General features: G+C 65.9%; 23 protein-coding genes. 11 read left to right on the top strand and 12 right to left on the bottom strand.

The annotated features are described in order from the left end of the window. Positions 1–19 precede the first annotated feature (19 nt). The 3 genes from V1457_RS16570 to V1457_RS30625 form a co-directional block, all read right to left on the bottom strand. Positions 20–1054 (bottom strand): lanthionine synthetase LanC family protein, encoded by a 1035-nt coding sequence (locus V1457_RS16570; RefSeq protein ID WP_338595446.1) that lies wholly within the window; start codon positions 1052–1054, stop codon positions 20–22. Positions 1055–1095: 41 nt separating this feature from the next. Next, complete coding sequence (locus tag V1457_RS16575) at positions 1096–3054, bottom strand: lantibiotic dehydratase family protein (RefSeq protein ID WP_338595448.1); 1959 nt, start codon at positions 3052–3054, stop codon at positions 1096–1098. Between the two features lie 140 nt (positions 3055–3194). After that, positions 3195–3377, bottom strand: a complete 183-nt coding sequence (locus V1457_RS30625; protein WP_407074694.1) for an FxLD family lanthipeptide — start codon at positions 3375–3377, stop codon at positions 3195–3197. Positions 3378–3924: 547 nt separating this feature from the next. On the opposite strand from V1457_RS30625, the gene V1457_RS16580 reads away from it, so the two are divergent. Together V1457_RS16580 and V1457_RS16585 are read left to right on the top strand one after the other, a co-directional pair. After that, on the top strand, positions 3925–6990 hold the full coding sequence (locus tag V1457_RS16580) for an orotidine 5'-phosphate decarboxylase / HUMPS family protein (RefSeq protein ID WP_338595450.1): 3066 nt from the start codon (positions 3925–3927) through the stop codon (positions 6988–6990). After that, entirely contained in the window at positions 6987–7463 is a 477-nt protein-coding gene (locus tag V1457_RS16585) for a GNAT family N-acetyltransferase (RefSeq protein WP_338595452.1), read from the top strand. Before V1457_RS16580 ends, V1457_RS16585 begins: the two co-directional genes overlap by 4 nt. Positions 7464–7509: 46 nt before the next feature. Here V1457_RS16585 and V1457_RS16590 read toward each other — a convergent pair whose 3' ends face one another. Further along, positions 7510–7929, bottom strand: a complete 420-nt coding sequence (locus V1457_RS16590; RefSeq protein ID WP_338595454.1) for a DUF397 domain-containing protein — start codon at positions 7927–7929, stop codon at positions 7510–7512. A 32-nt stretch (positions 7930–7961) separates the two neighbouring features. Next, the gene (locus V1457_RS16595) at positions 7962–8840 is read right to left on the bottom strand and encodes a helix-turn-helix transcriptional regulator (RefSeq protein WP_338595455.1); all 879 of its coding nucleotides are present in this window, start codon (positions 8838–8840) and stop codon (positions 7962–7964) included. Between the two features lie 877 nt (positions 8841–9717). Between V1457_RS16595 and V1457_RS16600 the strand changes: the two genes are divergently transcribed. Continuing rightward, positions 9718–10188 carry a hypothetical protein gene (locus V1457_RS16600; protein WP_338595457.1) on the top strand — a complete coding sequence of 157 codons (471 nt, stop codon included), beginning with the start codon at positions 9718–9720 and terminating at the stop codon, positions 10186–10188. A 589-nt stretch (positions 10189–10777) separates the two neighbouring features. On the opposite strand, the gene V1457_RS16605 is transcribed toward V1457_RS16600, so the two are convergent. The 5 genes from V1457_RS16605 to V1457_RS16625 all read right to left on the bottom strand — a co-directional run bounded on the left by V1457_RS16605 (position 10778) and on the right by V1457_RS16625 (position 15266). Next, on the bottom strand, positions 10778–11011 hold the full coding sequence (locus tag V1457_RS16605) for a hypothetical protein (RefSeq protein WP_338595459.1): 234 nt from the start codon (positions 11009–11011) through the stop codon (positions 10778–10780). Between the two features lie 816 nt (positions 11012–11827). Beyond that, a complete protein-coding gene (locus V1457_RS16610) occupies positions 11828–13126 on the bottom strand; it encodes an amidohydrolase family protein (protein WP_338595461.1) in 1299 nt (432 codons plus the stop codon). A gap of 26 nt (positions 13127–13152) precedes the next feature. Beyond that, on the bottom strand, positions 13153–14250 hold the full coding sequence (locus V1457_RS16615) for an MAB_1171c family putative transporter (protein WP_338595463.1): 1098 nt from the start codon (positions 14248–14250) through the stop codon (positions 13153–13155). Then, positions 14247–14774 carry a hypothetical protein gene (locus tag V1457_RS16620; protein ID WP_338595465.1) on the bottom strand — a complete coding sequence of 176 codons (528 nt, stop codon included), beginning with the start codon at positions 14772–14774 and terminating at the stop codon, positions 14247–14249. The genes V1457_RS16615 and V1457_RS16620 overlap by 4 nt, the downstream gene beginning before the upstream one ends. Positions 14775–14834: 60 nt before the next feature. Further along, a complete protein-coding gene (locus tag V1457_RS16625) occupies positions 14835–15266 on the bottom strand; it encodes a helix-turn-helix domain-containing protein (RefSeq protein WP_210971840.1) in 432 nt (143 codons plus the stop codon). Positions 15267–15780: 514 nt separating this feature from the next. Between V1457_RS16625 and V1457_RS16630 the strand changes: the two genes are divergently transcribed. Further along, on the top strand, positions 15781–16767 hold the full coding sequence (locus V1457_RS16630) for a diguanylate cyclase (protein WP_338595469.1): 987 nt from the start codon (positions 15781–15783) through the stop codon (positions 16765–16767). 79 nt (positions 16768–16846) lie between these two features. Here V1457_RS16630 and V1457_RS16635 read toward each other — a convergent pair whose 3' ends face one another. Next, the gene (locus V1457_RS16635) at positions 16847–17536 is read right to left on the bottom strand and encodes an A24 family peptidase (protein WP_338595471.1); all 690 of its coding nucleotides are present in this window, start codon (positions 17534–17536) and stop codon (positions 16847–16849) included. A gap of 6 nt (positions 17537–17542) precedes the next feature. On the opposite strand from V1457_RS16635, the gene V1457_RS16640 reads away from it, so the two are divergent. Then, positions 17543–18145, top strand: coding sequence for a hypothetical protein (locus V1457_RS16640; protein WP_338595473.1), 603 nt, complete (start codon positions 17543–17545; stop codon positions 18143–18145). A 634-nt stretch (positions 18146–18779) separates the two neighbouring features. On the opposite strand, the gene V1457_RS16645 is transcribed toward V1457_RS16640, so the two are convergent. Next, entirely contained in the window at positions 18780–18956 is a 177-nt protein-coding gene (locus V1457_RS16645) for a hypothetical protein (RefSeq protein WP_338595474.1), read from the bottom strand. Between the two features lie 55 nt (positions 18957–19011). Between V1457_RS16645 and V1457_RS16650 the strand changes: the two genes are divergently transcribed. From V1457_RS16650 to V1457_RS16675, 6 genes are all read left to right on the top strand, one after another. Next, entirely contained in the window at positions 19012–19170 is a 159-nt protein-coding gene (locus V1457_RS16650; RefSeq protein WP_338595475.1) for a hypothetical protein, read from the top strand. A 102-nt stretch (positions 19171–19272) separates the two neighbouring features. Further along, on the top strand, positions 19273–19971 hold the full coding sequence (locus tag V1457_RS16655) for a hypothetical protein (protein WP_338595477.1): 699 nt from the start codon (positions 19273–19275) through the stop codon (positions 19969–19971). Next, positions 19971–20741, top strand: a complete 771-nt coding sequence (locus tag V1457_RS16660; protein WP_338595479.1) for a chromosome partitioning protein — start codon at positions 19971–19973, stop codon at positions 20739–20741. Before V1457_RS16655 ends, V1457_RS16660 begins: the two co-directional genes overlap by 1 nt. After that, positions 20741–22099, top strand: coding sequence for an ATPase, T2SS/T4P/T4SS family (locus V1457_RS16665; RefSeq protein ID WP_338595480.1), 1359 nt, complete (start codon positions 20741–20743; stop codon positions 22097–22099). The genes V1457_RS16660 and V1457_RS16665 overlap by 1 nt, the downstream gene beginning before the upstream one ends. Further along, positions 22096–22986, top strand: a complete 891-nt coding sequence (locus V1457_RS16670) for a type II secretion system F family protein (protein ID WP_338595482.1) — start codon at positions 22096–22098, stop codon at positions 22984–22986. The genes V1457_RS16665 and V1457_RS16670 overlap by 4 nt, the downstream gene beginning before the upstream one ends. Then, positions 22986–23882, top strand: a complete 897-nt coding sequence (locus V1457_RS16675; RefSeq protein ID WP_407074789.1) for a type II secretion system F family protein — start codon at positions 22986–22988, stop codon at positions 23880–23882. Before V1457_RS16670 ends, V1457_RS16675 begins: the two co-directional genes overlap by 1 nt. Positions 23883–23899: the final 17 nt, after the last annotated feature.

Consider the following 23899-nt stretch of genomic DNA (forward strand, 5'->3'; position numbering starts at 1 on the left):
TCATGTGGGGAGAGTCGGGTTATGTGATCAGCAGTGCTCGGGTCCAGCCGGTCCGGTCGGAGCCCTCGGTCGCGAGGAGCGCGCCGGTGCGGCCTTCGAGGAAGCCGGGCTTGTCGAGGGTGTCCAGCTCGTCTGCCAGCCGGCCCTTGAGGTGCTCGATGTGGTCGGCGAAGCGCGTCGGATGGGTGGAGTCGGCGGCGAGCGCGCGGGTGACCGTCAGCAGCCCAGCCCATCCGTGACACAGGGATGCGTCGGTGACCAGGCTGGTGCTTGCGGAGTCGGCGAGGGCAGCCAGGGCGATCTCCTCCGCGGCGTGGCGTGCCGGCTGGTCGCCGGTGGCGTGTGCGGCCAGCTGCAGGCTGCGGGCGATCCCGAGCGCCCCGTAGCACCAGGATGGCCGCGCCGGTACCGAGCCGGGTGCGCATTTGGGTTCGGCGAGCTGGTCACGGGTCATCCAGTAGTAACCGCCGAAACGGCGCAACCAGTCAGCGAACACCTTGATCGCCTCATCACCGCCGGGAGGAGGGACTCCGTGCCGGGCGGCGAGGGCCAGCAGCGCCAGTGGCCCGGCGATGCCGTGTGCAACGCCGTGGTTGCTGTGGCCACCGGGCACGGCGGCATCGTGTCCGAGCGTCTCGAGCGACCACCACCCAGGTAGCTCGGCGCCGTCGGCGAACTCGCCCGGGGGGACCGGGTGGGCCAGAGACACCAGATACGCCAATACCTCGGTCAGAAGTGGCGAGGGCTGTGGGCGAGCGAGGAGCAGTGCGCCGAGTCCGGTGAGGCCTCGGATGAGGTCGAATTCCGCCAAGCTCGGTTGACGTCGGCCTTCTCGCCGTCGGACGGTGGAGGCCAGGCGGGTGGCCACGAGTCGATCGACCGCCTCATGAACCCCTGGCTCGGTCCGGCCGGCGCGGCCGAGCACGAATTCCAGGGCGGGGGCACCGTGGAACAGGGACGCATTCGCACCGGCGCTAACCCCGCCGTCGATCGCCTGCCGGAGCAATCGACGCGCGTGCTTGAGGTCGCCACGCTCGATCGGCAGCAGGGCCATTCCTAGGGCGTCTTCGGACAACGCCTGAGTCCGGGGTGAGGTCATCGGTTCGACCTCACGGGCACGACGATGCTGTGTGCGCGGCCATCGATCCAGCCATCGGCGTCCTCGGGCGGAGCGTCGTGCAGGACAGCAACCGGCGAAGTCCGTAGATGGGTACGCAACAGGTCCCGATCCATATCTCGGCTGAGATCGAGCGGGAGGTGCTGATCGTCAGCGGCCAGCAGCACTCGCTCGCCTACCCCGGCTCGCTTCCGCCAGGCGTGCAGCGCATCCGTCCACTGAGCGGTCGATGCCTTCGATTCGGGTAGCGCGCTGGGGCGCAGTAGCCACCGGGCAGCGGTGAGGATGCTGCGTCGGTACCGCAAGGCCGGGGTGAACGGCAGCGTGAACGCCGCGCCCCAGTCGAACCACGTCACCCGTGGCGTGGCGGCTCGGCTGAGCTCGGCGAGGAACCGGGCGATCGGTGGGGTGTAGTTGTTCCACACGAAGTTGATCGCGGTCGGTGCCACCGGTTCGATTCGCTGTCCGGTTGCAGCGACCGCGAGATACAGGTGCCCGTCGGAAAGGCCGACGACAAGATCGGCCGGGCGCAGAACCGTCTCGTCGCTGCCGCGGAACTCGCCGACGCTGAGGACGTCGGGCAGGACCTGGGGCGCACGGGTGAGCAAATCGGCATCGCTTCGGCACGAGTGAAACGACAACTGCGCGACCTTGGCTCCAGCTGTGACAGTCGGGAGATCGGCGGGGTATCCAGCCGCCTCCGGCAGGAGGTGCCAGAACCGGCCGGTCATCGACCCAGCCGCTCGCGACACCGTCTGCACGCGTAGCCGGAAACCGCCTCGCTGCAACGCGTCCCGTGAACGGGCCTGTACCTGTGTGCACACTTCGAAATGGGGTGCCGAGGTGGTCGGCGGCGGTCCTGCGGCGGCTTCGAGTTCCTCGAGCATCGCGCTGGTGACCTGCACCTCCCGGCGACCTTCGAGCGACGCGGACCCAGCAAGTTCCAGTAGCAGTCGGTCGCGTCTCGTCATCGTCCTCGGAGGCTCAGCGACTGATCCGAAACCCGCGGGAAGCCCCAGTCCGCGGTCAGGGTCGATGACGTGCTCCAGGCTGATCTCGACGCCCTCGCCCCACCGGTCGGCGAAGCGCTCAATGTAGTCACACCAAGCCGGTGTGCCCTGCGGATGCCGGGCAAGACGCGCCAGCACAGTCGCCGCGGTCTCCACCTCAACCCCCACCGCCTCTGGCAGACGCACATCCGCGTCCAGCCGGACATCGCACGCATCCTTCCCAGCAGGCTCACTCCCGAGCGAGATCTCGTCAGCGGGCAGAACGCTGGCGGGGTCAACGACGGTGGCCGGAGCCCGTAGTGCCGAGCGCAGTAGCCCCACCCGCAGCAATTCGGCTACCAGCGAGGACCGCCGTTCAGGCGCGGTGTCTGGGAATTCGGCGGCGAGCTTGCCCAGCAACACCTCATGGCTGATCGGAGCTTGGGCTGCATCCAGCACCGCCGCCACAGCGGGAGTCACCGCCAGCGAGAACTCCGAGGCACCTTCGGCGGGAACGTAGACACGGTCGGCGCGCACCTGCGCCAACGGGTTGACCCGCACTTCGACTGTCGCGATCAGCGCAGCGTCGGATTCACACGAAGCGATGCGAGCAGCCACCGCGCGCGGCGCGGATCGAGCGACGATCTCGTGGGCGTCGCCGAACCGCGCCTGGGCGGTCTCACCGAACTCACAGCGCGCAACCCCTGCGAACAGACCGAACGGTGTGGACCGATGTCCATACCGGATGGCGAAGCGGGCGAGTGCAAGAGCGGCTCGCCGAGCCCGTCGCACGTCCAGCGACTGGCCAGCCAACACCGCCTCCACTCGATGCGCCAAATCCGGGCTCGTGCTGCTCACCGCATTCTGGAACTCCGCGTCGGCCCACACCGGCGCCATCCAGGCCTGCCACTGCTCGACCGTGCCGCCCGGTCCCGGCCACTCAGGCAACGGTGGCGCTTTGACGTGGGTCGCCGCGCGTAGCAGCGCAGAGCCCGCACGCCGATACGACCGCGCTCGCGACCGCGTCATCACTCACCAACTCCTTGATGCCAGACCAACCAGAACCGGACAGCGCTACTGCGGCAGGGCTACGAGGTCGTGCACGCACTCGGGCAGGAGGAACCACACCCGTCCCCCGTGCTGCACATCAACACCGTCTCGGCCGCAGGCGTCCCCTCAATGAGAGTGATGTCGAGGTCAAAGGGGTCACCTCCAGCGTCAAAATCGTTCGTGTCGGTGCTGCTGATGTGCTCAATTGCCGGAGAACTCATCACTTTCCTTTCGCTGGAATGGTGAACTGGACCGTCGAGGAGGACTACGTGAAGCCCTCCTCGACGTAGGAGCGGTCATCACGAGCCGCGGACCTCAGTGCCGGACGGTGTGGACGAGGAGCTCGTCTCAGTGGAGATGACCAGTGGTGGCCGGAGCACGTCAGCGAGCTTGACCAACACATCCGCCAGAAGCGCACGACGCTCTGGAGTGCCACGACCAGCCGGCAGATCGAAAGCCATCGAGTCGATCTCCCACTGCACCTCCCGCAGCAAAACGGCGAGCTGAGCGTCATTGATTTGCCCTCGCTGCGATACAAGACGACGGAGCAAACTCGGATCGGTCGACGTTCGTTCAGCGCTTGTCAGCTGTGGCATGGGCACATCCCCCGGTAGACGAGCATCGCCGACTCGTGACGATCACGTCCTCACCGTGCCCGTCACGCGGAACAGACCGGAAGACGGCGACGCACCGGAAGTGATCGGTTCTGATCAGTCGCCCCGGCCCGATACTCTGATCACAGCAATGCCGTGCTGGGAGGGAACCTGCGTGACCCGCGATCTGACGTGGAGCCCGCACGAAGTCAAGGTGCTGCGCGAGGTCCAGCACCTCAGTCAACGTTCTTTCGCCGAGCACCTCGGGTTCGCCCAGAGCACCGTCGCGAACTGGGAGAAGGCCACCCGTGACGGCAGCCTGCATCACGAGACCCGAGAAGTGCTCAATCGTGCGCTCGACAATCTTTCCGCCGAACACCGGGAGCGGTTCGACCGCCGATGCTCCATTTCCCCAGGCAAGCTGGGCGTGGGATCGGCAACACGCACCAGGCACGTCATCGGCTCGCTCAGCGAGGTCGCATCCCCATTGCCCTACTACGTGCCGACGAGCACAGTCGGGGCGTTCCGTTCGTTCCTGTCCTCGGCCGCACGAGTCTTCCTTCTCGCCGGGCCCGCTGGAACAGGGAAAACACAGCTGACCCACCACCTCGCCGACCAGCTCGCGAACGAGGCGGATCTCCAGCTTTTCGCGGTCAATGAGTGGACCGACGAGCACGTCGACCTGCCCAGCGAGGTTCTCCGCTACGCATCGATACCTCGGGGCCAGGACGCCCTACTCGCCCTCGAAGAGACTTGCGCAGGGCTTTCGCGTCCCTGTGTTGTGGTCATCGACGGCATCGGCAACGACCACGATTTCGCGCTCATCGGTCGCCAAGTCGAAGCGATCCTCCGCCAAGTCACGACCAAGCATCTGCGGTTCCTGATTGCGGTACGGACCCCGCTGGCCGTTGAAACGACTGCGTACCCGCTGGTGCACGCAAGCATCTACACCCCGACGAAAAGCCCGCCGGCTCGATACAGCGTTGAACTTGCCCAGTGGACCCCGGCGGAAGCGCGCTCGCTGTGGGACCAGGCTCGAACAGAACAGACGACGCGGTACGACCAGCTTCCCCGCGGCATTCAGAATCTTGTCCTGACACCGGTCTACCTGCGGCTCGCCTTGACCGCCTCGCTGCAGACGCCGAAGGGCGACCTCAACGGGTACGCACTTCTTGATCAGTGCGTTCGCACGATCACCGGAAACAGTGACGCCGTCGCCGTCAGATCACTGCTGACCGACCAGGCCTACCGCCAGTACCGCGAGGAGCTTCCAGCCACGATGCCCGAGGCGACACCCGGGCTCACGCACGTGAACGCGACACGCCACGCGGCTCTGCCAGCGGATGTCACGAGGAACATCGCTTGCGAGCGCAACGGCCGGTTCGAGTTCACCCACGACATACTTCGCGAGTTTTTCGTCAGCACAGCCATCGCCGATTACCTGCACGCTCAAGGCCGGTGCCTCGCCAGCGTGAGAACGCTTAACGACCTGGCGAAGCACGCGGTCACCTCAGGTATCACCCGGAACATCATCGAGCTGGTGTTCCAACGACTCGACAACATTGCTCCCGACTTGCTCGGGTACTTAGCCACAGCACCAGCCACCGCAGTGGAAACGACGTTGCCACTGTTGATGGCCGCGGCCGACGACAGCAGGTTCGCGACCCCGGAATTGCTGCGTCAAGTTGTGCTTCGGGCTGAGCGTGAATCGTCGCTCGACTTGTGCCGGTCACTACTTCACGGGCAATCCGTTGCCACGGCGCTCGGATCTGGACTTGCTCCCTGGCTTGTTTCCCTCCTACGCCGCTTCGGCACTGCGTTGTGGCCCGACATCACTAGGTTCGTCGAGCACACCTTCGGCACCGCTGAGTCCCGCGACTTGGTCGACGCGACAGACCTGACGGTCGGTGACGAGGCGATCTTCATCGCACGGCACTTCTACCTCTTCGCACTCGCCACGGACATCCTGCGGCTGGACGCGTTTCTCGGTCACTCGAACTGGCGGGTCCGCGCCGCGCTCGCGGAGGGAATCAGTGACGACCGTGCTCCGCTGGATGCCTCTACCCACAACGTTCTCGAACGGCTCGTCCAAGACCCCGATTACAAGGTCCGCGCCGCCGCGGCGCACGCTGTTACTCGCCTGGCTGGAACCGCAGCACAGCGCCACGTCGTCACCCTCTTACACGACGACAATTGGCACGTCCGTGAGCTCCTGCTCCGCAACCTCGATCAACGCGCTGTTCATCATCCGGACGACACACTCGTCCAGACCGCCGTCGCCTCCGCCGATCCCAGCTGGCAACTCTGCCCTCAACATGTGCGACCCAGCTGGCACAGGATTCACATCCTGCTCGGCACCGACACCGGCCCCGGACGAAGTGATGACCACCGCGCACTTCTGACCATCCTCAGAGAAATCCGCACCGGCCATCTAGGGCTCTCGGCGACACGCGTTCGCGCTATCGGGCAAAGGGCGCAGCGCAGCGATCACTGGCTCGTACGTCAAGAAGCAGAACACCTGATCACCGAGACCCTCCAACCGCGCGCAAGCGAGAACTCCTTGCGGAATCACGAGCGATTCCGCAGGACTCGCGACACCCGCGCAGTCCAGATCGCCCTCGACGTCCACGACGTCGATCAGGCCATTGGAATCGCACAGGCTGCGGTCAAAGCCGGTGCAGACTTCGTCGAGATTGGCGACCCCCTGATCAAGGAAGCCGGCGTCAGCGCGATCGAGCAGGTCAAGACGGCGGTCCCGGACGCAACGATCGTCGCCGAGATGATGTCCGCGGACTGGGGACGTGACCAGGTGCTGCTAGCAGCAGAGGCAGGCGCCGACATCGTCCTACTCATCGGCCCGGCCACCGCAGCCAGCGTGAGCGCAGCAGTAGACGCAGGCCAACGTCTTGGTATCCCGATTCTGCTCGACGCTCCCACCGACACGACCAGGCAATGGGTCATCGACATGGAACGCGCCGGAGTAGACGGATTCGCCATCACCACCAACATCGACGTCGGCATCGGTAGCGCCACCGCTTTCGAAACAGCGCAAACGCTGCGCTCCTGGACACGGTTGCCCGTCGCCGTCAGTGGCGGGTTCAGCGCCGCCGACCACGCGCAACTCGCCACCGCGGACTGGGACATCCTGATCGTGGGCCGCAGCGTGACCGACGCCGTCGACCCCACCACGGCCGCAGCCCACATCGTCGAACTCGCCCATCAGACCGGAAGGCACGCATGAAAACCCGGCCCCTCAACCAGAACGACATCCCCGCCATCATCGATCTGATGGAACTCGGTACGCCCTTCGTCCGTCCCCGAACGGAATCCGACTACTGGCTCTACGCCAACCTGTTCTCCGGCACCTGCCCGGTCGCCGTCGATGGTGACGAACTCACGGGAGCGATCATCGCCTTCCGCAGCCAAGACCACCCCGACGACATCTACATCCAAGACGTCGTCACCCACCCCGAACACCGCCGCCGCGGCATCACCACCGCACTGCTCAACACCGTCCGGGACGCTGCCCTCAGCTTCGGGTGCTCACGGTTGTATCTGACATCCGAACCCGAGAACGCACCCGCCCATCAGACCTGGACGCGGCGCGGATTCACCAACGTCGCCGGCGACCACACCGTCAACGGCATCTCGGTGATCTCCAATTACAAGGGACCCGGCAAGCACAGAGCCGTCTACGAACTCCAGCTCGCGTAACGCACGCCGACGGAACTCCACGCAACTCTCGGAAAGAACAAGCAGGTCACACGGATACGACTTCGGTCCGCACCGTGTCTTGGTCGAATTCACCTCGGACGACGCCATGGATGAAGGCAGCTACCTCGACGTCGGTGAAAGCCAGTTCGATTGACCCACCGCTACGACGGAAAGTGTAGTCCTCGCGGCTGTTCACGATCTCTAAGCACATGTCGCCGGACTCGCCTGCTCGAACAGCGCCCAAGTAGCCCGCTTCCCCGGCGGCCCTCACCTCAGCCAGGAAGGCCTCGAACTCCTCGGCGCTGAACACGAGCCTGCGATCGTCGGTCGCACCGAAAGTGGTCTTGTCGTCGCGCAGCTCGACCCAGTCGCCACGACGGGCCACGCGGACGCACGCCTTGTCGGGCTCGCTGCGGGTGGCTTTCTGGAAATCCTGCTCGGTGAACTGCGGCCGGTTGGTGCTCACGTGTGGTCTCCCTAGATCGTCGAGGTCGTCCGCTATGTTGCGTATTCGCTCGATAGCGCCTTGAGGAAGGCGCGGCTTTCGTCGAAGCGCAGCGCGGCGTTGGTCAGCCGAGCCCACGCTGATTCGTGCGCGTCGAGTGCTCGCTGATCGTCGAGGTACCGGATGTCGCCCACGCCCTCGGTGTAGGCGACCTCGATGGGGCCGGCCGCTCCGGGAGACGGCACTCGCAGGAGACCGAATCGGGTCCCTATCGGCGAGCGACGCCCTGGAGCCGCCTTGAAGGGCATGACCTGCAGCATCATGTTCGGGCGATTGGACAGCTCAATGAGATGGTCGATCTGCTCGCGCATCAGATCCGCCGAAGCCCATTCGCGACGCAGACACGACTCGCTCATCACGACCTGCGTCCGGGGTGGCTCCGGCTTGTCCAAGATGTCCTGCCTCGCCATGCGCGCGGCCACTCGATCTTCCACCGTGATGCCGTCGACGGCGGGCTGGTCGGTGTACATGCTTCGCGCGTACGCCTCGGTCTGCAGCAGGCCAGGCACAACTTCGACTTCGGCCCAGCGGATCTGGTCCGCGTGCTTTTCGAGGTCGATGAGCAGCCTCAGGTCCTCGGAGTACGCGCGGTTGTGGCCCGTCGACCAATGTCCGCGCTTGTGGTTGTCCCGCCTCAGCTCGCGAAGCACCTCAAGGTAGCCCTCGTCGGTGAACCCGAGGTTCCTCGCCAGGCGTTCCAGGTCACCGACCGAGATCGTGCCCGCCCCGGTCATCAGCCCAGCGATCCGGCTCTGACTCGACTCGATGAACGCAGCGGCTTCTGCTTGGGAGACGCCCGCCTTGAGAACCATGTGCTCGATCTCCTTGCCGAGCAGCAGTTTCTTGGCGGTACGGATCTTGGCCATCGGCATGTGGGCGCCCTCTCTGCAACGTCGTGACGGTCACCGGGCGGGCACCCCTCCTTCCTGACCCAGAGCTTATCGCTCTGCGCTACTCGAACGGAGGGCTAGCCAAAGGGTGATTATCACGATACCGTCATTGCGAAAGCATAAGCTTCTTTCGATTCACGGATAGAGATACAGACGGTAGCAGCATCACCGAGCGAGGTGGACCCCGACGTGTTCAAGCGATATCAAGCTTCTGAACAGGAAAAACGCGTCCATCAGTCGCTCGTGGACGTAGGGAGCGCGGCAGCGGTCCTCGCCTCTCGCCAGCCGTCTGCAGCTCCCGCCTTCCGTCCAGTCACAGTCCAGCCCGGCCGGACCTCCAGCCGGTTCGGGCACATAAGGGCGGGCGGCGCTGCGTCGAGTGACCTCCCACCGGGCAACTCCGCGCGCCGCCCGCACCCTCCGAACAGAGGTGATCACATGACACCGAGCGAACGGCTGTTCTTCGCCTGGTTCCTCAGCGGTGCCGACAAGACGGACCACGCTATAACCGACCACGAGTCCGCACGCGCGATCCGCAACGGCTCCGGCCTGCGCGAAGCGCTGTGCGGCCACCTCGTGGTGCCGGGTTCCCTCACATCTCCACCAGGTCCGCAGTGCCGCCGATGCCTGCTCCTTGTCCGAGCCCGCACCAGCCTGTCCAACCCCGATCTCCCTATGGCCGATTCGCGCCGTCGTTCTCGTGCGCCGGCGCTCCTTCGGTGGCTATTCCGTCGTCCTGCCCGATCAGCCGAGTGCACGGTCCGCCCGGCGGGTCAGGCACCCCACGCACAGCCCCTGACTTCGCGACAGGTGTGCAGTACTGCCGCGGCGCGCCACAAGAAGGGAACGGAGTAACAACATGACGTCCTCGACCTCCGTCAAGCGCAAGCCCGTGCTCGCCAAGCCCGACCTCGCCGCCGAGGCGAACTTCTTCTCCGAGCACATGGGCTGGCCGGTCAGCATCGATGTCACGCACAAGCGACTCGTGGTGCGCACCGGAGACGCCCTTGACGCGTTCCGCATCCCACGCGTTCTCGCTGAAACGGTTGCCCTCGAACTCTCGTCGAGTCTGATGGCGGGCCCCGTCAGCCGAGACGATGACGATCAATGGTGGACGTTCATCACTGAACGCCGTCAACGTGCCAACGTCGAGCTGCTGCACAAGCTGCGCGCTGCCCGCGTGCACGCCACACCGTCTGGCGGGCAACTCGTAATTCCGCCGGTGACCAATTCCTCGGCCTGGTGGCACTTGCCCCAGCCTGGCCGACCCCTGCCTCCGTGGTCCGCAGTCGTCGGCATAGCCCGCAGGGTCATCGCTCGCAATCGGTAACCCCTGATCGTCCTGTCCGATCCGCCATGCCCCGTGGCTCCCCGAACGGAACGGCCAGGACCAGCCCGGCGGCCCGTCGCTGCCCCGAACCCGACGGGCCCGTCGCGGCACCTGCGAGTCCGGTGGGCAGACATCGTCCCCGACCACCGTCTGTCCACCGGATTCCAGGTCAGTTCCACATCGCGAACACACACGCCAAGGACCGGGAGAGCTGTTGTGATCACCGCCGGAATCATTCTCGACACCGTCGCCGCCTGCGGCGCACTGGTTCTTCACGACCGGCGTCGGCCGCATCGCAGCCGCTCCTTCCGCCGATGGCGACACGCCCTTGCCGAACACGGGGTTCCGCCGGATTCCTCACACGATGAAGCGAGAGCAAAATGACGATCCTCAACGTCCTTTTCGGAATCCTTGCCGTACTCACGTGGGCCGCCGTCATCGCAGATCTCGCTGTCGTTCGCCAGTTCCGGTCCCAACGGAGGGTCCGACGCACCACCCGGCGAATCTGGCGAAACCACCCTGACGCGCGGCCACGACGTACGAACGAGCGGGCGCACACTTCGTCATCCATTGATGCAGCTCGGGAGGATCAATGACCTCGCCGATCGTCCTCGCCCGTCTCCGCACGGATACCTGCGGAATCGGTGCGGCGAACCCGCCGGTGCATGTGTTCGCCGCTCGTCATCACGATGCCAGAGGTCATCGGCGCTCTTTCTGCGGCATGCTCATGCACGAGTCGCATCTGGAACGTACCGATGCGGACCTCGGTACGGTCTGCAAGCTTTGCTTCGCAGTCGTCCCGAGCAACCAGCTCGCTAGCCATCGAATGTCTGCAGCTCCCCGGCCACTAACGACTTCCACAGCTGACGGGGACCTGTACGGGATCGGTCTTCGCGGCCAGCTCTGGCACTTGCTCGCGGCAAATCCCGTGCAGACCAGCTTCGCCGGCCGATACGCAGTGCTCTGCGCGTGCGGCGTCATCGGGTTCCTGACACGAGCCGTTCCCGCCAATTACTCACCTTGCCCGACATGTCAACCAGAACGGAGAACAACATGAGCCACAACTACGTCATGAGACAGTCTGGCCTGGACGGCAACAGCCACATATTCCGATCAGAAGGCGAATTCATCTCACCCGTCTGGGCGGAAGTTCCCGAAATCGGCGTAGTCGAGTACCGCGTTCCGCTGTGCGGCCATGCACTGCCCGTCGCAGCCGTCATGTCTCAAGGGGGAGGCAGACCGTGCCTCTGGTGCGCGAAAATCGCAGAAACACCGCCAAATCCGAAGCACACAGTGGATACACACGAAATCCTGCCGAGCATCGGGTTGACCGGACTCGCAGTCACGTGACACATGAGCGGCCGGCCCGCCATCGCTGCGACGTAGTTGCGGTGGCGGGCCACTCCTCCGATGTAGGCACCACAGGCAATCCCACGGGTGCACCCCGCCGCTACTTGCGCACCGGGCTGATCTTTTCCGGCGAGATCTACGAGGGCGGCTACGTCGCGATGTACTCGGGTGAAGTTCTCCCAAGAAATCCAGAAGAGGATTAGGGATCGACCATGACCGAGTTCGACGACAAATGCGCGGGACGGCATTGCGCAGAGATGATGGAGACTCCTACACGTCCGTTCTTGAGCTATGAACGCTCCCTGCTGACGACGCCAACCGACGAGCTCCCAAGAGTTATCGAGACGGAGCCGGCGTGGCCTACCACCGACCCGGACGTCTCCCAATGCTGAAAATGCCCGTCAAACCCGACGATCAACATTCCGCGCACCATTACCAATCCTGGTCCGTTCAATCTGTCGAGGTTCGATCGTGGGTCACCCTTTACTGCGATGAGGTCCGCGCTGTATCCGGGTGCGATCGTGCCGACGTCGCTGAGGCCGAGTGCCTTGGCTGCTGTCGTTGTGGCCATCTCGATGATCTCGTCGCGCGAGAATCCGAGGTGTTCGTAGAGTCCCAGTGCTTCCGCGAAGCCGGTGAAGTGCGAGCCACGCAGACCTGCGTCGGTCCCGGGAATCATGGGGACGCCGAGGTCGCGCATCCAGCGGACACGGTTGACGATGTGTTCGGCTCGTTCCGGGCCGAGCCGTTCGAGGAACGCTCGCCAGTGTGGTGGCCAGGCCAGGCACGCGTGGATGCCGTGTTCCGCCATGGTCTTGGCGACGTCGTCACGGGTGTCGTACCCACCGCCGTTGGCCATCCACGTGCAGTGCTCGATGGTGCTGACCCCGGCATCGACTGCAGCCGCGATGGCTTCGGTGCCGTGGGCGTGAGCGGCGACCGGCAGCCCTGCGCTATTGGCTTCCAATACCGCGAGGTGAAGCTGTTCTCCGGTGAACTGCGAGGCCCACATCGGCGGCGATGTCGGCGTGATCTGTCCGCCCGATGCCATGATCTTGATCAGGTCGGCGCCGCGGGCGGCGGAGTCATGGATACGTGCTCGGATGTCGTCCTCGCCGTCGACCTCGCCTCCGAAGAAGTGGCAGTGCCCGCTCGGTGGAGTAAGAGGGGCGCCGGCGGCGACGATGCGGGGACCGGCGAGGGCGCCGTGTTCGATGGCGTCGCGCAGGTGGAAGACGAGACCGTTGCGGTCGCCGAGGTCGCGCAATGTTGTGACGCCGCTTCGCGCGGCGGCCTGGGCTCTGCCGACCATGGCTAGCAGAAGGTCGGTGTCGTCGGAGTCGAGGTAGTGCTGCAGCGGCTCGCTGCTGGCGTCTAGGGCGAGGTGCACGTGGCAATTGATCAACCCTGGAAGCACGGTGTGTCCAGCGTATTCGTGCAAGACGGCCTCGTTGGAGGCTTGTCGGCTGACGTCGTCGCGGTGCCCGATGGCCACGATTCGGTCGTCGTCGACGAGTACTGCACCTTTGGGCACTGATTGACCTGCTCGTCCGGTCAGAATCGTTTCCGCAGTGATCAATCGCTGCACGTAAGAGCCTCCGTCAGGGGTCTGGTTCAGAGTGCGCGGGCCAGCGCCAGGAGTTCGTCAACTTCCCCGTCGACCTCGCTTATGCTGGCACCGGTAGGTGCCGCCACGAGGATCGCTGACCTCGTACTCGGAGTTTCACCTGCAAGTTGACGTTGAATGGCGAACTTGACTGTCTCGGCCTGCTCGTGTGCGGGACGCTCAGTGTCGTATCCGGCGTCAGCGAGGTGTGGACTGAGCTGGACCATCCCGTCGCGAATTTCGACTACGCGGCGCCAGAAGCGACGATGCAAGCGCACCGGAACGATTTCGTCGCGGTCGTTGCGCCTGCTCGCTTCGAGTTCGTCGTTCGGAAAGGCAGCGTGAAGGCACTGCCACAGTGGCCGGAGGGCATGGAACTGTCGACGCCGTCGTAGCCAGAGTCGGGCGGCTGCCCAACGGGCAGAAAGCCCGACGAAGCAGACACCGAGAACGAAGGTCAAGATCCCCAAGGGAACCAACAAGTTCACAGCGGTTTCGAGCGGAGTCGGTATGCCGCCGCCCGCCCAGCGGATCACGACGAAGATCCCTCGGATGGCCGCGGCTACGGCCAAGCACGAAAACCCCGCTGCTGCAACGCGGAATCCCCACCGGGCCCGTGGTGTTGACTCTGCTGCGTATTGGATGGCCCAGTACGCCGTCCGACTTGCGGCATATGCGAAGTAAAGCGAGCCGGCGAGGTAGAAGACGGCCACGCCGTGAGCGGTCATGTCGGCCGGTAGCCGCCCTGTCTGCGAAAAGACGGTTTCTCGTACCGGTGCAGGCGTCGCCAGCATGGCCACAGTCATCACGATCGATGTGCCTGCAAGTACGACGGCCTCGCCCCAGGCTTTGCGTACCGCCCCCTGTCCGACTGCCGAGAACAGGAAGAACAACATCAGGCAGAACCACGAGCCGTTGAGCGCGAGGTTGTAGATCAGTTTGCTCAGGCTTTCCGAGAAGATGTCGCTGAGCCCAATGAGCGTTCCGAACACGCGGAGCAAGATCCAGGCAACGACGGCGCGCAAAGCAAGGTCGCTGGGTTCTCGTAGCAGCCGGTAGGTAAACCACCCCAACGCCAGCAACAGGGCAACGGTCACGGGGCTCATAGCCAGTCCTGCCGATCGCCGAGGGAGTGCTGCGCTCGGCGTGCGCGCGGCGATCCTCCCGGACTGGCGACCGCACTGACGACCGCAGCGCGTTCGAGTAGGAGAGTCGCGACCGTTTCCGCGTCGCGTTCCTGATCGGTGTCGTAGTGGGTCCGGCGAAGTGCCCGGCGAAGGAGATCGGGCGGGACATCCGGCAGTAGTTCTGCCCACACCGCGTCGTCGCCGTCGTCGGAGCTGTGTCCTGCGAGTAGATGCCCCAGCTCGTGCGCGATGATGTGCTGCTGATGCAGCACTGTGGTTTCCCGCTGATAAAGGATGTAGTCAGCACTGCTGGTCCGCAGCCACAACCCAAAGGGGCCAGGGACTTCGAGGGGAAGAGCAAGGAGCCGGATTGTCAGGCCACGGTGGGCGCCGAGCCTCTGACACACCTCCGCCATGTCGATCGGATGGCTGATGTCCAGAGCCGATAGCTCCGCGCGTAGCTGCCGACGAAGCCTCCGTTCCCTCCTATTCGGAGTGAACATGTCCTCACCTCCGATCGTTGGACCAACCATGACGGCAGCCAACACACGTGCGCTAGCGATTCACTCGGACGTGTGTTCCTCATCCTTGGTGCGGTGTTCTTCGAACTCCATGTACCGCAGCACGTTCCGCAAGCCCTCCGGCGTCAGGTTCTTAGCCCGGAACGCCAGTTCCCGTACGTTGCTGTCCCCCAGCTTTGCCAGGAGCTCGTACTGGGCGTTGAGCTCCTCGCCTCGTGGGGTGTTGGAGAAGTAGTCCAGCGGCACACCGAAGAACTCAGCAAGCCCTTCAACAACCGCGTACCCAGGCTCGCTTTCCCCCTTGAGCAGCTGGTAGAGGTAGGCGCGGGAGATCTTGCGCCCCCGCTGCGTCAGCGCCTCGGCGACTTCCCGAGGCGTGTATGTGTCGCCGGATTCGGATCGAACGCTATCGAAGAGGCGACGCAATTTGATCGCAAACGTCTCCTGCCGCGATTCGCCGCCCTCGGCCTCCATGATCACACCTCCTCCGAGCAGTAGCGGGTCCACCATAACGGAACACAGGGGTCTTTGTGCAATCGTCAGTCTGTTCTAGTTGACGCCGGTTCTGCCGGTGTTTACATTCGAGCCAGCGAGTCCACTATAACGGACTTGCGGCGGTTCCATACCGCTGATCTGGGGAAACAAGATCCGCGATGACTTTCTGCCCCACTCGGGCACCCCAGCGCACTTCCAATATCAATTTCCGTCGGGGGGCTACATGCGAAATGCGACCACGGGAGATACGGAACCTTCTAGGCCCGGAAAGCGTTGCTCGACATCCACTATCCGGAGCTCGCTTTCCGAGCGAAACGATCATTTGTTGACACGGATTGTCAACCTGTCAACTCTGGCCTTCCACGCCCTCCTGGTCCCACAGTGGACATACCAGCAGCGAAGAACCGGTTTTGCTCCCTGTAGGAACGAAACCCGTTGGGAGTTACCCGTCTCGAACAATTAGGTGGATCACACACGCCGTCAGGAGGACGTCATGGTCATCGAAAGTCCGAAAGCCTGCCCACTGTGCCAGCACCGTGCGTTGGACAAACTCACCGGTCTAGCTGACCGGTGGGGTTGGGAGTCGAAAGCCCCGGAGCTGCTGCGAGAGGCCCGTCAGGCCGCGCTGTTGCTGATCGACCTCGACCGGTTCAAGCAGATCAACGATGTGTGGGGGCATCAAGCGGGCGACCACGCCCTGGTCAGGACAGCTCAGATCGTTCGTCACGCTGTCGACGAGAACGCGCTCGTAGGCCGGTACGGCAGCTATGGCGGTGACGAGTTCCTTGTGCTGCTACCGACCGGCAGTGATCACGCGGTACAGGTGGCGGAGACGATCCGCTCCGGGGCGCGGGCCATGGTGACGGCCGTGACGTCGACGTCAGGTGAGCCTGCGACGTTGGCAGGCATGACGGTTTCGGTGGGCGTGGCAGTACGTGGCCCTACCGACGGATGGGATCTCTCTAGTCTGATCTCGTCGGCTGACGGTGCCTTGCAGCAGGCAAAGCGCGCTGGGCGAGACCGGGTGTGTGTCGCCAACCAGGCCGCGGCTGCTCCCACGAGTTCGCTTCGGGTCCCTGCGGCACGGTCGCACTCCGTCGCGCCAGAGGGGCGAGAGAAACAGCTGGTCGAGGTCTGTCGCGTGATGCGCGGGCGTTGGACGCCGGATGTGCTCATGGCGCTGTGGTCAGGACCGCACTGCTACGACGAGCTCCTCGACCGCCTTCGCAACGCCTCCACTTCGGACGGTGTGCGCGGGCGTGATCACCGCATACCGGCGAGCACCCTGATTCGCACGCTTCGTCGCCTCGACCGCAGTGGCCTGATCCAGTGCACCGGGGCAGGGCGCGCGGCGTGCTACGAACTCAGTCCCTTGGCCCACGAGCTGGCGGCTGCCGTTGCTCCGGGCGGCTCGTTGTCGAGCCAGCAGCGTGTGCACTCCTCTGACCGCGCCGAGCGTCGGTTGGTGCAGGCCGGCTGAACACGACCTGCTCACCGCACTCCAGCAATCCCCCTTAGGTCATCTCCCGAATCTTGGAGGTCTCATGCCACGCCGTGGATCAGCCGGTCATGACACCGTCGTCGCCGGCGATCAGCAGCACGACAATGTTCGCCCCGATGAGGCACGGTCCCAACGGCACGGTCGAGAGCGGTCGGTTGACCGTGCGCAGGCCGAGATGGATCAGTGCCGCGGCGAGCCAGGCCACCAACAATCCGCTGAACAGCGCTGGCCAGCTGAACCAGGCAAGTACGGCTGCCCACGGCGCGGCCAGTTTGACGTCTCCGCCGCCCAAGCCGCTGGGGGCCAGTACGTAGATCAGTGCGAAGAACACGAGGCATCCTGCCGCTCCCGCGCCGGCGCGCACCAACGGCTCCAGATCAGCGGTCAGCAGTGCACCTGCCACAGCAACACTGCCGACCAACGCGGACAGGATCGCGATCAGGCGGTTGGGCAATCGCTGGGTAAAGGCGTCTTCCCAGGCCAGGGGAACCGCGGCGACAGCGAAGGCCGCGGCCACGGCGATATTGACTGGGTCGTGGAGTCGCCAGATCAGCAACCAGAGCACGCCGAGGGCGATCGCGAAGGGACCGGTGACCGATCCTCGGTGATTGCGCTGGCGCGTTGGCGGCGTTCCCGCCCGGCTGATGAGCACGCTGAGGAGTCCGCCGAGGCTTGCCCACAGCAGTGTCACCAGCGCAGCGTGGAGCACGCTGTCCCCCTCATCGACCATGGCTCCGGACGTGATCAAGCGTCGATGGTGCTGGTGTCGCCTGCAACCGCAGCACGCTGGCGAGGCCGCCGGATACCTCGTGGGGTCGGCATTGTCTCCGTCGCCACGGTGGTTCTTCTCCCACTGATGGCGGGCTGCGAGCAAGCGGCGGATGCGCCTGCTCCTGCGCCCGATGAGGTCGTGTCTCCCCCGGCCACGACCTCATCGCCCGCCGATCTCGCCGCTGCCCGAGCACGGGAGGTCTACCTGCAGATGTGGCAGGCCATGGCACAGGCCGCGCAAACCTCGGATTGGCAATCGCCCGCGCTGGCCGAGTATGCGACGGGCGATGCCCTGACCACGCTGAGCCGCAGCTTGTATGCCGACCATGTCAACAAGCTCGTGACGCGGGGGCGTCCGGCGAATCACCCGACGGTGTCTTCAGTCGAGCCGCCCGGTGATCCGCGCACCGTGATGCTCTCCGACTGCGGAGATTCAGCGAATTGGCTCAAGTACCGAAGCGGTACTGATCAGCTGGCTGACGAGACCGGCGGGGGACGTCGATCCATCACTGCCGAGGTGGTCACGCAGCCTGATGGCAGCTGGCGGGTGTCCCGGTTTTCGGTGCAGGGGGTGGGGACATGTTAGGCAGGACCACCCTGGTCACCACTGCGGTCTCCGCATGCCTGATGGCCGGTGCGGGCACGGCGCTGGCAGGTGACGGATGGGGCAATGTCGAGTGTGGCCAGACCGACTACGCCGGCTGCCAGCTCGGGGCTGGAAGCGGCGGTGAACCCAGTGCCCCGTCGAAGCCGCACCAGCCTGGTTCCGGCAGCGGATCCGACGATGACGGTGGAGGATCCGGTTCGCAGGACGCGGCTCCGAAGCCTCCGCAAGGCGATGTGATCGCTGGGGATCGGCCTCCGCTGGCCGACTGCCACTACGTTCCCAGCGATTACCAACCACCGAGCCAGGGCACGACGCCGATCTCCTTCGAGGATTCGGGCGGTGGTGCGGTCACCGTCAGGCCAGCCGTGCACCGCACCCGCATCGCCCCGGCTTCACCACGACCGGCGCAGCAGCCGCCGCGACCGTCGGGACAGTGGTACGTGTTTCAGTGCTCCGGTGAAGGGTGGGCTGATGGGCTCTACCGGCCCCCAGTGTGGATTCCCGATGGTCAGCAGCCGGGTCCGTCTCCGGAACAGCTCGCGCAACAGGCATACAGCCAGTTGCGGTTGCCCTCTCCGCAGATCCAGGCATCTCCTGCCCAAACGCAGCTGGTTCAGTTGCCGACGTGGCTGTGGCTGGATCGCGGACAGTGGCAGCCCCAGACCGCCACGGCCTCGGTGCCGGGTGCCTCGGTGACGGCGACCGCCTCCCCGAGCTTGGTGCGGTGGTCGATGGGTGATGGCTCGACGGTGTCCTGCCCGGGTCCGGGAACACCGTTCCCACCGGACACCGATCCCCGCGCCACCTCGCCGGACTGTGGCCACACATACCGGCAGAGTTCCCAGATGCATCAGAGCCACGCGTATCCGGTCGAGGCGACGGTGACGTGGACGGTCACCTGGTCCGGCCCCACCGGAGGCGGGACGCTGCCGGACCTTATGACCACGTCGACCGCGTCGTTCGAGGTGGCCGAGTCACAAGCGTTGAACAACGTCCCCAATTAGCAACCGATCATCCACTATAGACAACTCAAAACCCGAAACTCACTATTTTCGCCCCGTTCTCCGGAATTGGGGTGCAGGTACCGCCTTGTTTGGAGACGCCTTATGGCTACCTCTACCGCGACGTCCTCCGAGACGCAGAGCCCGTCGCGATCCTGGGCCGGACGCAGACCCGCCGACACCTCCCGCCTGGCCCACGGCCCCCGGCGGCGGGTGCCTTACCTGGTGCTCGGTGTGTTGCTGGTCGTGATCTGTGTGGCGGGGTCGGTGATCACTGTGCTGCAGGTCGGAAAGCGGGAACCGGTGCTGAGCCTGGCTCATCCGGTGCAGGTCGGCCAGGTCCTGGCTCCGTCGGACCTGCGAGAGGTCACCGTGTCCGCGGATGCTGGGTCCGATCTCGTGTTGGCGAGCCAGTCCTCCAGCGTGCTGGGTCGCCCGATGGCGTATGCGCTGCCCGCCGGCACGTTTCTGACTCGTGCTGCTCTCGGGCGCCCGCAGGTGCCTGCGACGGGGCAGGCGATTGTGGCGGTGGCTGCCAAGCCCGGGCAGATGCCGCCGCAGCTGTCACGCGGGACCGCGGTGTCGGTGGTCGTCTCTCCTGGTTCGCAGGGCAGTAGTTCCTCGTCGCAGGGTGTGGTCGCTGGTGGCCCGTGGCCGGCGGTGGTGGTCGGTGTTGAGGCTGCGGGCAGTGATCAATCGACGGTGGTGTCGCTGCAGTTGCCGGCTGCCAGTGCGCGGCAGGTCGCCTCGGTGCCACCCGGCGAGTTGTCGCTGGTCGCGGTCGCGGCAGGAGGGGGTCAGTGATGCTGATCGGACTGTGCTCGGTGAAGGGCTCGCCTGGCGTGACGACCGCGGCGTTGGCGATGGCCGCCCGGTGGCCTGTCGGCGAGGCGAGCGTGCTGGAGGCCGATCCGTCTGGCAGTGATCTCAGTGCCCGGTTCTGCCTGCCGACCTCGCCGGGGCTGGTGTCGCTGGCCGCGGCAACCCGACGTCCGACCGCGGCCGACGTGGTGGCCGACCACGTTCAGCGGTTGACCGGGGGGCTGCCGGTCGTGGTGGGCCCGGTGGCTGCCGAACAGGCACGAGCGGCGCTGTCAGCTTTGACCTCGCGTGGGCATCCGGTGTTGCAGGCTGCTGCCGGTGCACCGGACTCGACGGTGTTGGTGGATGCGGGACGGTTGGAGCCGTCCTCGCCTGCGTTGCCTCTCGTGCGCGATGCCGATGCGCTGGTGGTCATGGCACGACCTCGGGCCGACGAGCTCTCGCACCTGGCATCGCTGCTCAAGCCGATGGCGACCTGGGCGCGCACGCCGGGGTTGGTGCTCATCGGTGAGGGCTGCAGCAACCGGGAGGCCGAACGTGAGCTGGGTGTTCCGGTCATGGCCAGGCTCCCCCATGACCGTTCGGGCGCGTCGATGCTGTGTGGCCATCCGCGGGGCCGCACACCGGATCGCTCCGCGCTGGGGCAGGCATGTGCCCGGCTTGCCCGCACGGTGATCGACCACATTCAAGCCCACCGCACCAGTGACGCCGAGGCCGCGGTGCGGGCCACGACCAACGGGCAGGTGTTGTGATGACCAGCGCAGAGCACGACACGGTGCACGAAACCCACCCCGCCGCTTCTGCATTGCGGGCCCGGGTGCGCACCGCGGTTTCGGAAGGTCTGGCCGAACGCATCCGGCACGACGAACAAGCCGGACACCCAGCACCAGACCAGCAAGCCCGGCGCAGTCTGGCCGAACAACTGGCTGCCGAGGCCGCAGACGCCTACGCCCACGAGGAGCTGACCCGCCCGAGCGGGGCCGGGCTGGTGCCCGACGAGGTCGAACGCCACGTGGTCGCCTCAGTGCTGGACGAGGTGTTCGGCATGGGCGGCCTGCAGCCGCTGCTGGCCAACCCGGAAATCGAAAACATTAACGTCAACGGCGCCGATCGCGTCTTCGTGCGCTACGCCGACGGGCGACGCGCCCAGCTACCGCCGGTCGCCGACTCCGACGAGGAACTGATCGGCCTGGTGCGCTCGCTTGCCGCACGGTCCGGGGTGGAGGAGCGCCGGTTCGACCGGGGCTCGCCCGGGGTCAACGTCGAGCTACCGGACGGGTCACGGATGTTCGCGGTCATGGCCGTGACCGGCCGACCCTCGGTGTCCATCCGCCGGCACCGGTTCCAACAGGTCACCCTCGCCCAGCTCCGCTCGCTGGGCACGATCGATGCCGGGCTGGAAGCGCTGCTGGCCGCGATGGTGCGCGCCCGGTTCAACGTGCTCGTCGTCGGCGGCACCGCGATCGGGAAAACGACGATGCTCAGGGGGTTGGCCTCGGCGATTCCGCCAGCTGAGCGGCTGATCACCATCGAGGACAACTTCGAACTCGGCCTGGACCGCGACCCGGCCCACCCGGATGTGATCGCGATGCAGGCCCGCGAAGCCAACGTCGAGGGCGAGGGCGCGATCTCGCAGGCCGAGCTGGTGCGGTGGGCGCTGCGCATGTCCCCGGACCGAGTCATCGTCGGCGAGGTCCGCGGCGCCGAACTCGTACCCATGGCCAACGCCATGTCCCAAGGCAACGACGGCTCGATGGCCACCCTGCACGCCTCCACCTCCCGCGGGGCATTCACCAAACTGGCCACCTACGCCGCCCAAAGCCCCGAACGGCTCGGGTTGGAGGCGACCAACCTGCTTGTGGCCTCCGCATTGCATTTCGTGGTGCACCTGGCCGAAGCCCGCGACGACAAGACCCGGGTGGTCTCCTCAATCCGCGAAGTCGTCGACGCCGACGACACCCAGATCATCTCCAACGAGGTATACCGCCCCGATCCCACCGGCCGCGCGGTCCCCGGAGTGCCGCTGCGCACCGAAACGGTGGAACGGCTCGCCGAGGCCGACTTCGACGCGAGTGTGCTGGAGCGCGGCGAAGGGTGGTGGCGGCCATGACCACCCCTGCCCTCCTGGCCGCGTTGTGCGGGCTCGGCATAGCCCTCGGAGCACTGCTGCTCATCGGCGGTCTCCGCGGACACCTCCCCGAGTCGACCACCACGCCGTCGCGATGGCGAGAACGCGTTCGTCACCTCCGGAATGGGGCCTCGGCGCGACGCCCGCTGATCAGCCTTGCCGCCGGCGGGCTGAGTGTCCTTGTCACGGGCTGGGTGATCGCAGGTGTGCTCACCGCCGCGGCCGTGTGGTCGCTACCGCACGTGCTCGGTCGGGATACGGAGCAGGCCCGTCGTCTCGCCCGAATCGAAGCGATCGCGGCCTGGACCGAGATGCTGCGCGACACCCTGTCCGCGGCAGCAGGTTTGGAACAAGCGATCCAAGCAACGGTCGACACGGCACCGGCGGCGATCCGCGACGACGTCCGCGAGCTGACGATGCGCATTGAACGTGGCGACACGCTCCCTGACGCGCTCGCGGGACTGGCTTGCGACCTGTCGGACCCCACGGGTGATCTGGTGGTCTCCGCGTTGGTGCTGGCATGTCAGCGCCAGGCACGCCAGCTCGCCGATCTGCTCGGCGAGCTCGCGATCGAGGCCCGCGAACAGGTGTCCATGCGGCTGCGGGTCGAAGCCAGCCGAGCGCGCACCCGCACGAGCGTGCGCGTCATCGTCGCGACCACGCTGTTGTTCGCGGCCGGTCTCGTCCTGCTCAACCGCGGCTACCTCGCCCCCTACGACGGCGCATTCGGGCAGACCATGCTCCTGGCCGTCGGGGCACTGTTCGCCGTCGCGTTCGTCTGGCTGGCTCGTATTGCCCGCATGCAGGAGCCCGAACGCTTCCTCACCCGCCCCACTGCTGCTGGGGCACGCACGGAGGTGCCCTCGTGATCACCACCATCGTCGTTCTGGCCGCCGGGTTCGGTGTCGGTGTGTGGGCGCTGGTGGTGTGGCTGCTGCCCCCGGCGCCGTCTCTGGCCAGCGCGCTGGCCGCCAGCCGCGCACCGCAACCGCGCAAGTCGACGATCAACGACATCGAAGCTGGTGGGTGGGCTGCCCGGTGGGGCCGCCCCGCGGTGCGCCCCTTGGCCGCACTGGGCCTACCCAGCGCCCGCCAGCAACGTGACCTGCTCGTGCTCGGACGGACGCCGGAAGCGCTCTTGGCAGAAAAGGGTGTGCTCGCTGTCGCGGGTGTGCTGCTGCCCGGTCTGATCCCGTTGCTGCTGTGGGCGATCGGCGTGACCCTGCCCTGGCAGGTTCCCGCCGTGGCCGGTCTCGCCTGTGCGATCGGCGGGTTCGTCCTTCCTGACCTGGATCTGCGGCACCAAGCCCAGCGCAAGCGCATCGCGTTTCGCCACGCGCTCGGCGCGTACCTGAACCTCGTGCGGGTGTCTCTGGCCGGGGGCGCCGGGGTCGACGGAGCGCTCACCGACGCCGCGGAGATCGGCCAGGGGTGGGCCTTCGCCCGGATCCGTCGTGCGCTGACCACAGCACGCATGACCCGGGCGACGCCGTGGGCGACGTTGCGGCAGCTCGGCGAGGAGCTGGAGGTGCGCGAACTGATCGAGCTGTCGTCCTCGGTGTCCCTGGCCGGCACCGAAGGCGCGAAAGTGCGCGCCTCCCTGGCGGCCAAGGCCGCTGCCATGCGCACTCACGAGCTCACCGAAGCCGAAGCTGAGGCCCAAGCCGCCACCGAGCGGATGTCGCTGCCGGTGATCTGCCTGTTCGCCGGGTTCTTGCTGTTCATCGCCTATCCAGCCGTGGCCACGGTGCTCGGCTCCCTGTGAATCACAAAGGAGGAACC

This window comes from Saccharopolyspora sp. SCSIO 74807, assembly GCF_037023755.1.
Lineage (GTDB): Bacteria > Actinomycetota > Actinomycetes > Mycobacteriales > Pseudonocardiaceae > Saccharopolyspora_C > Saccharopolyspora_C galaxeae.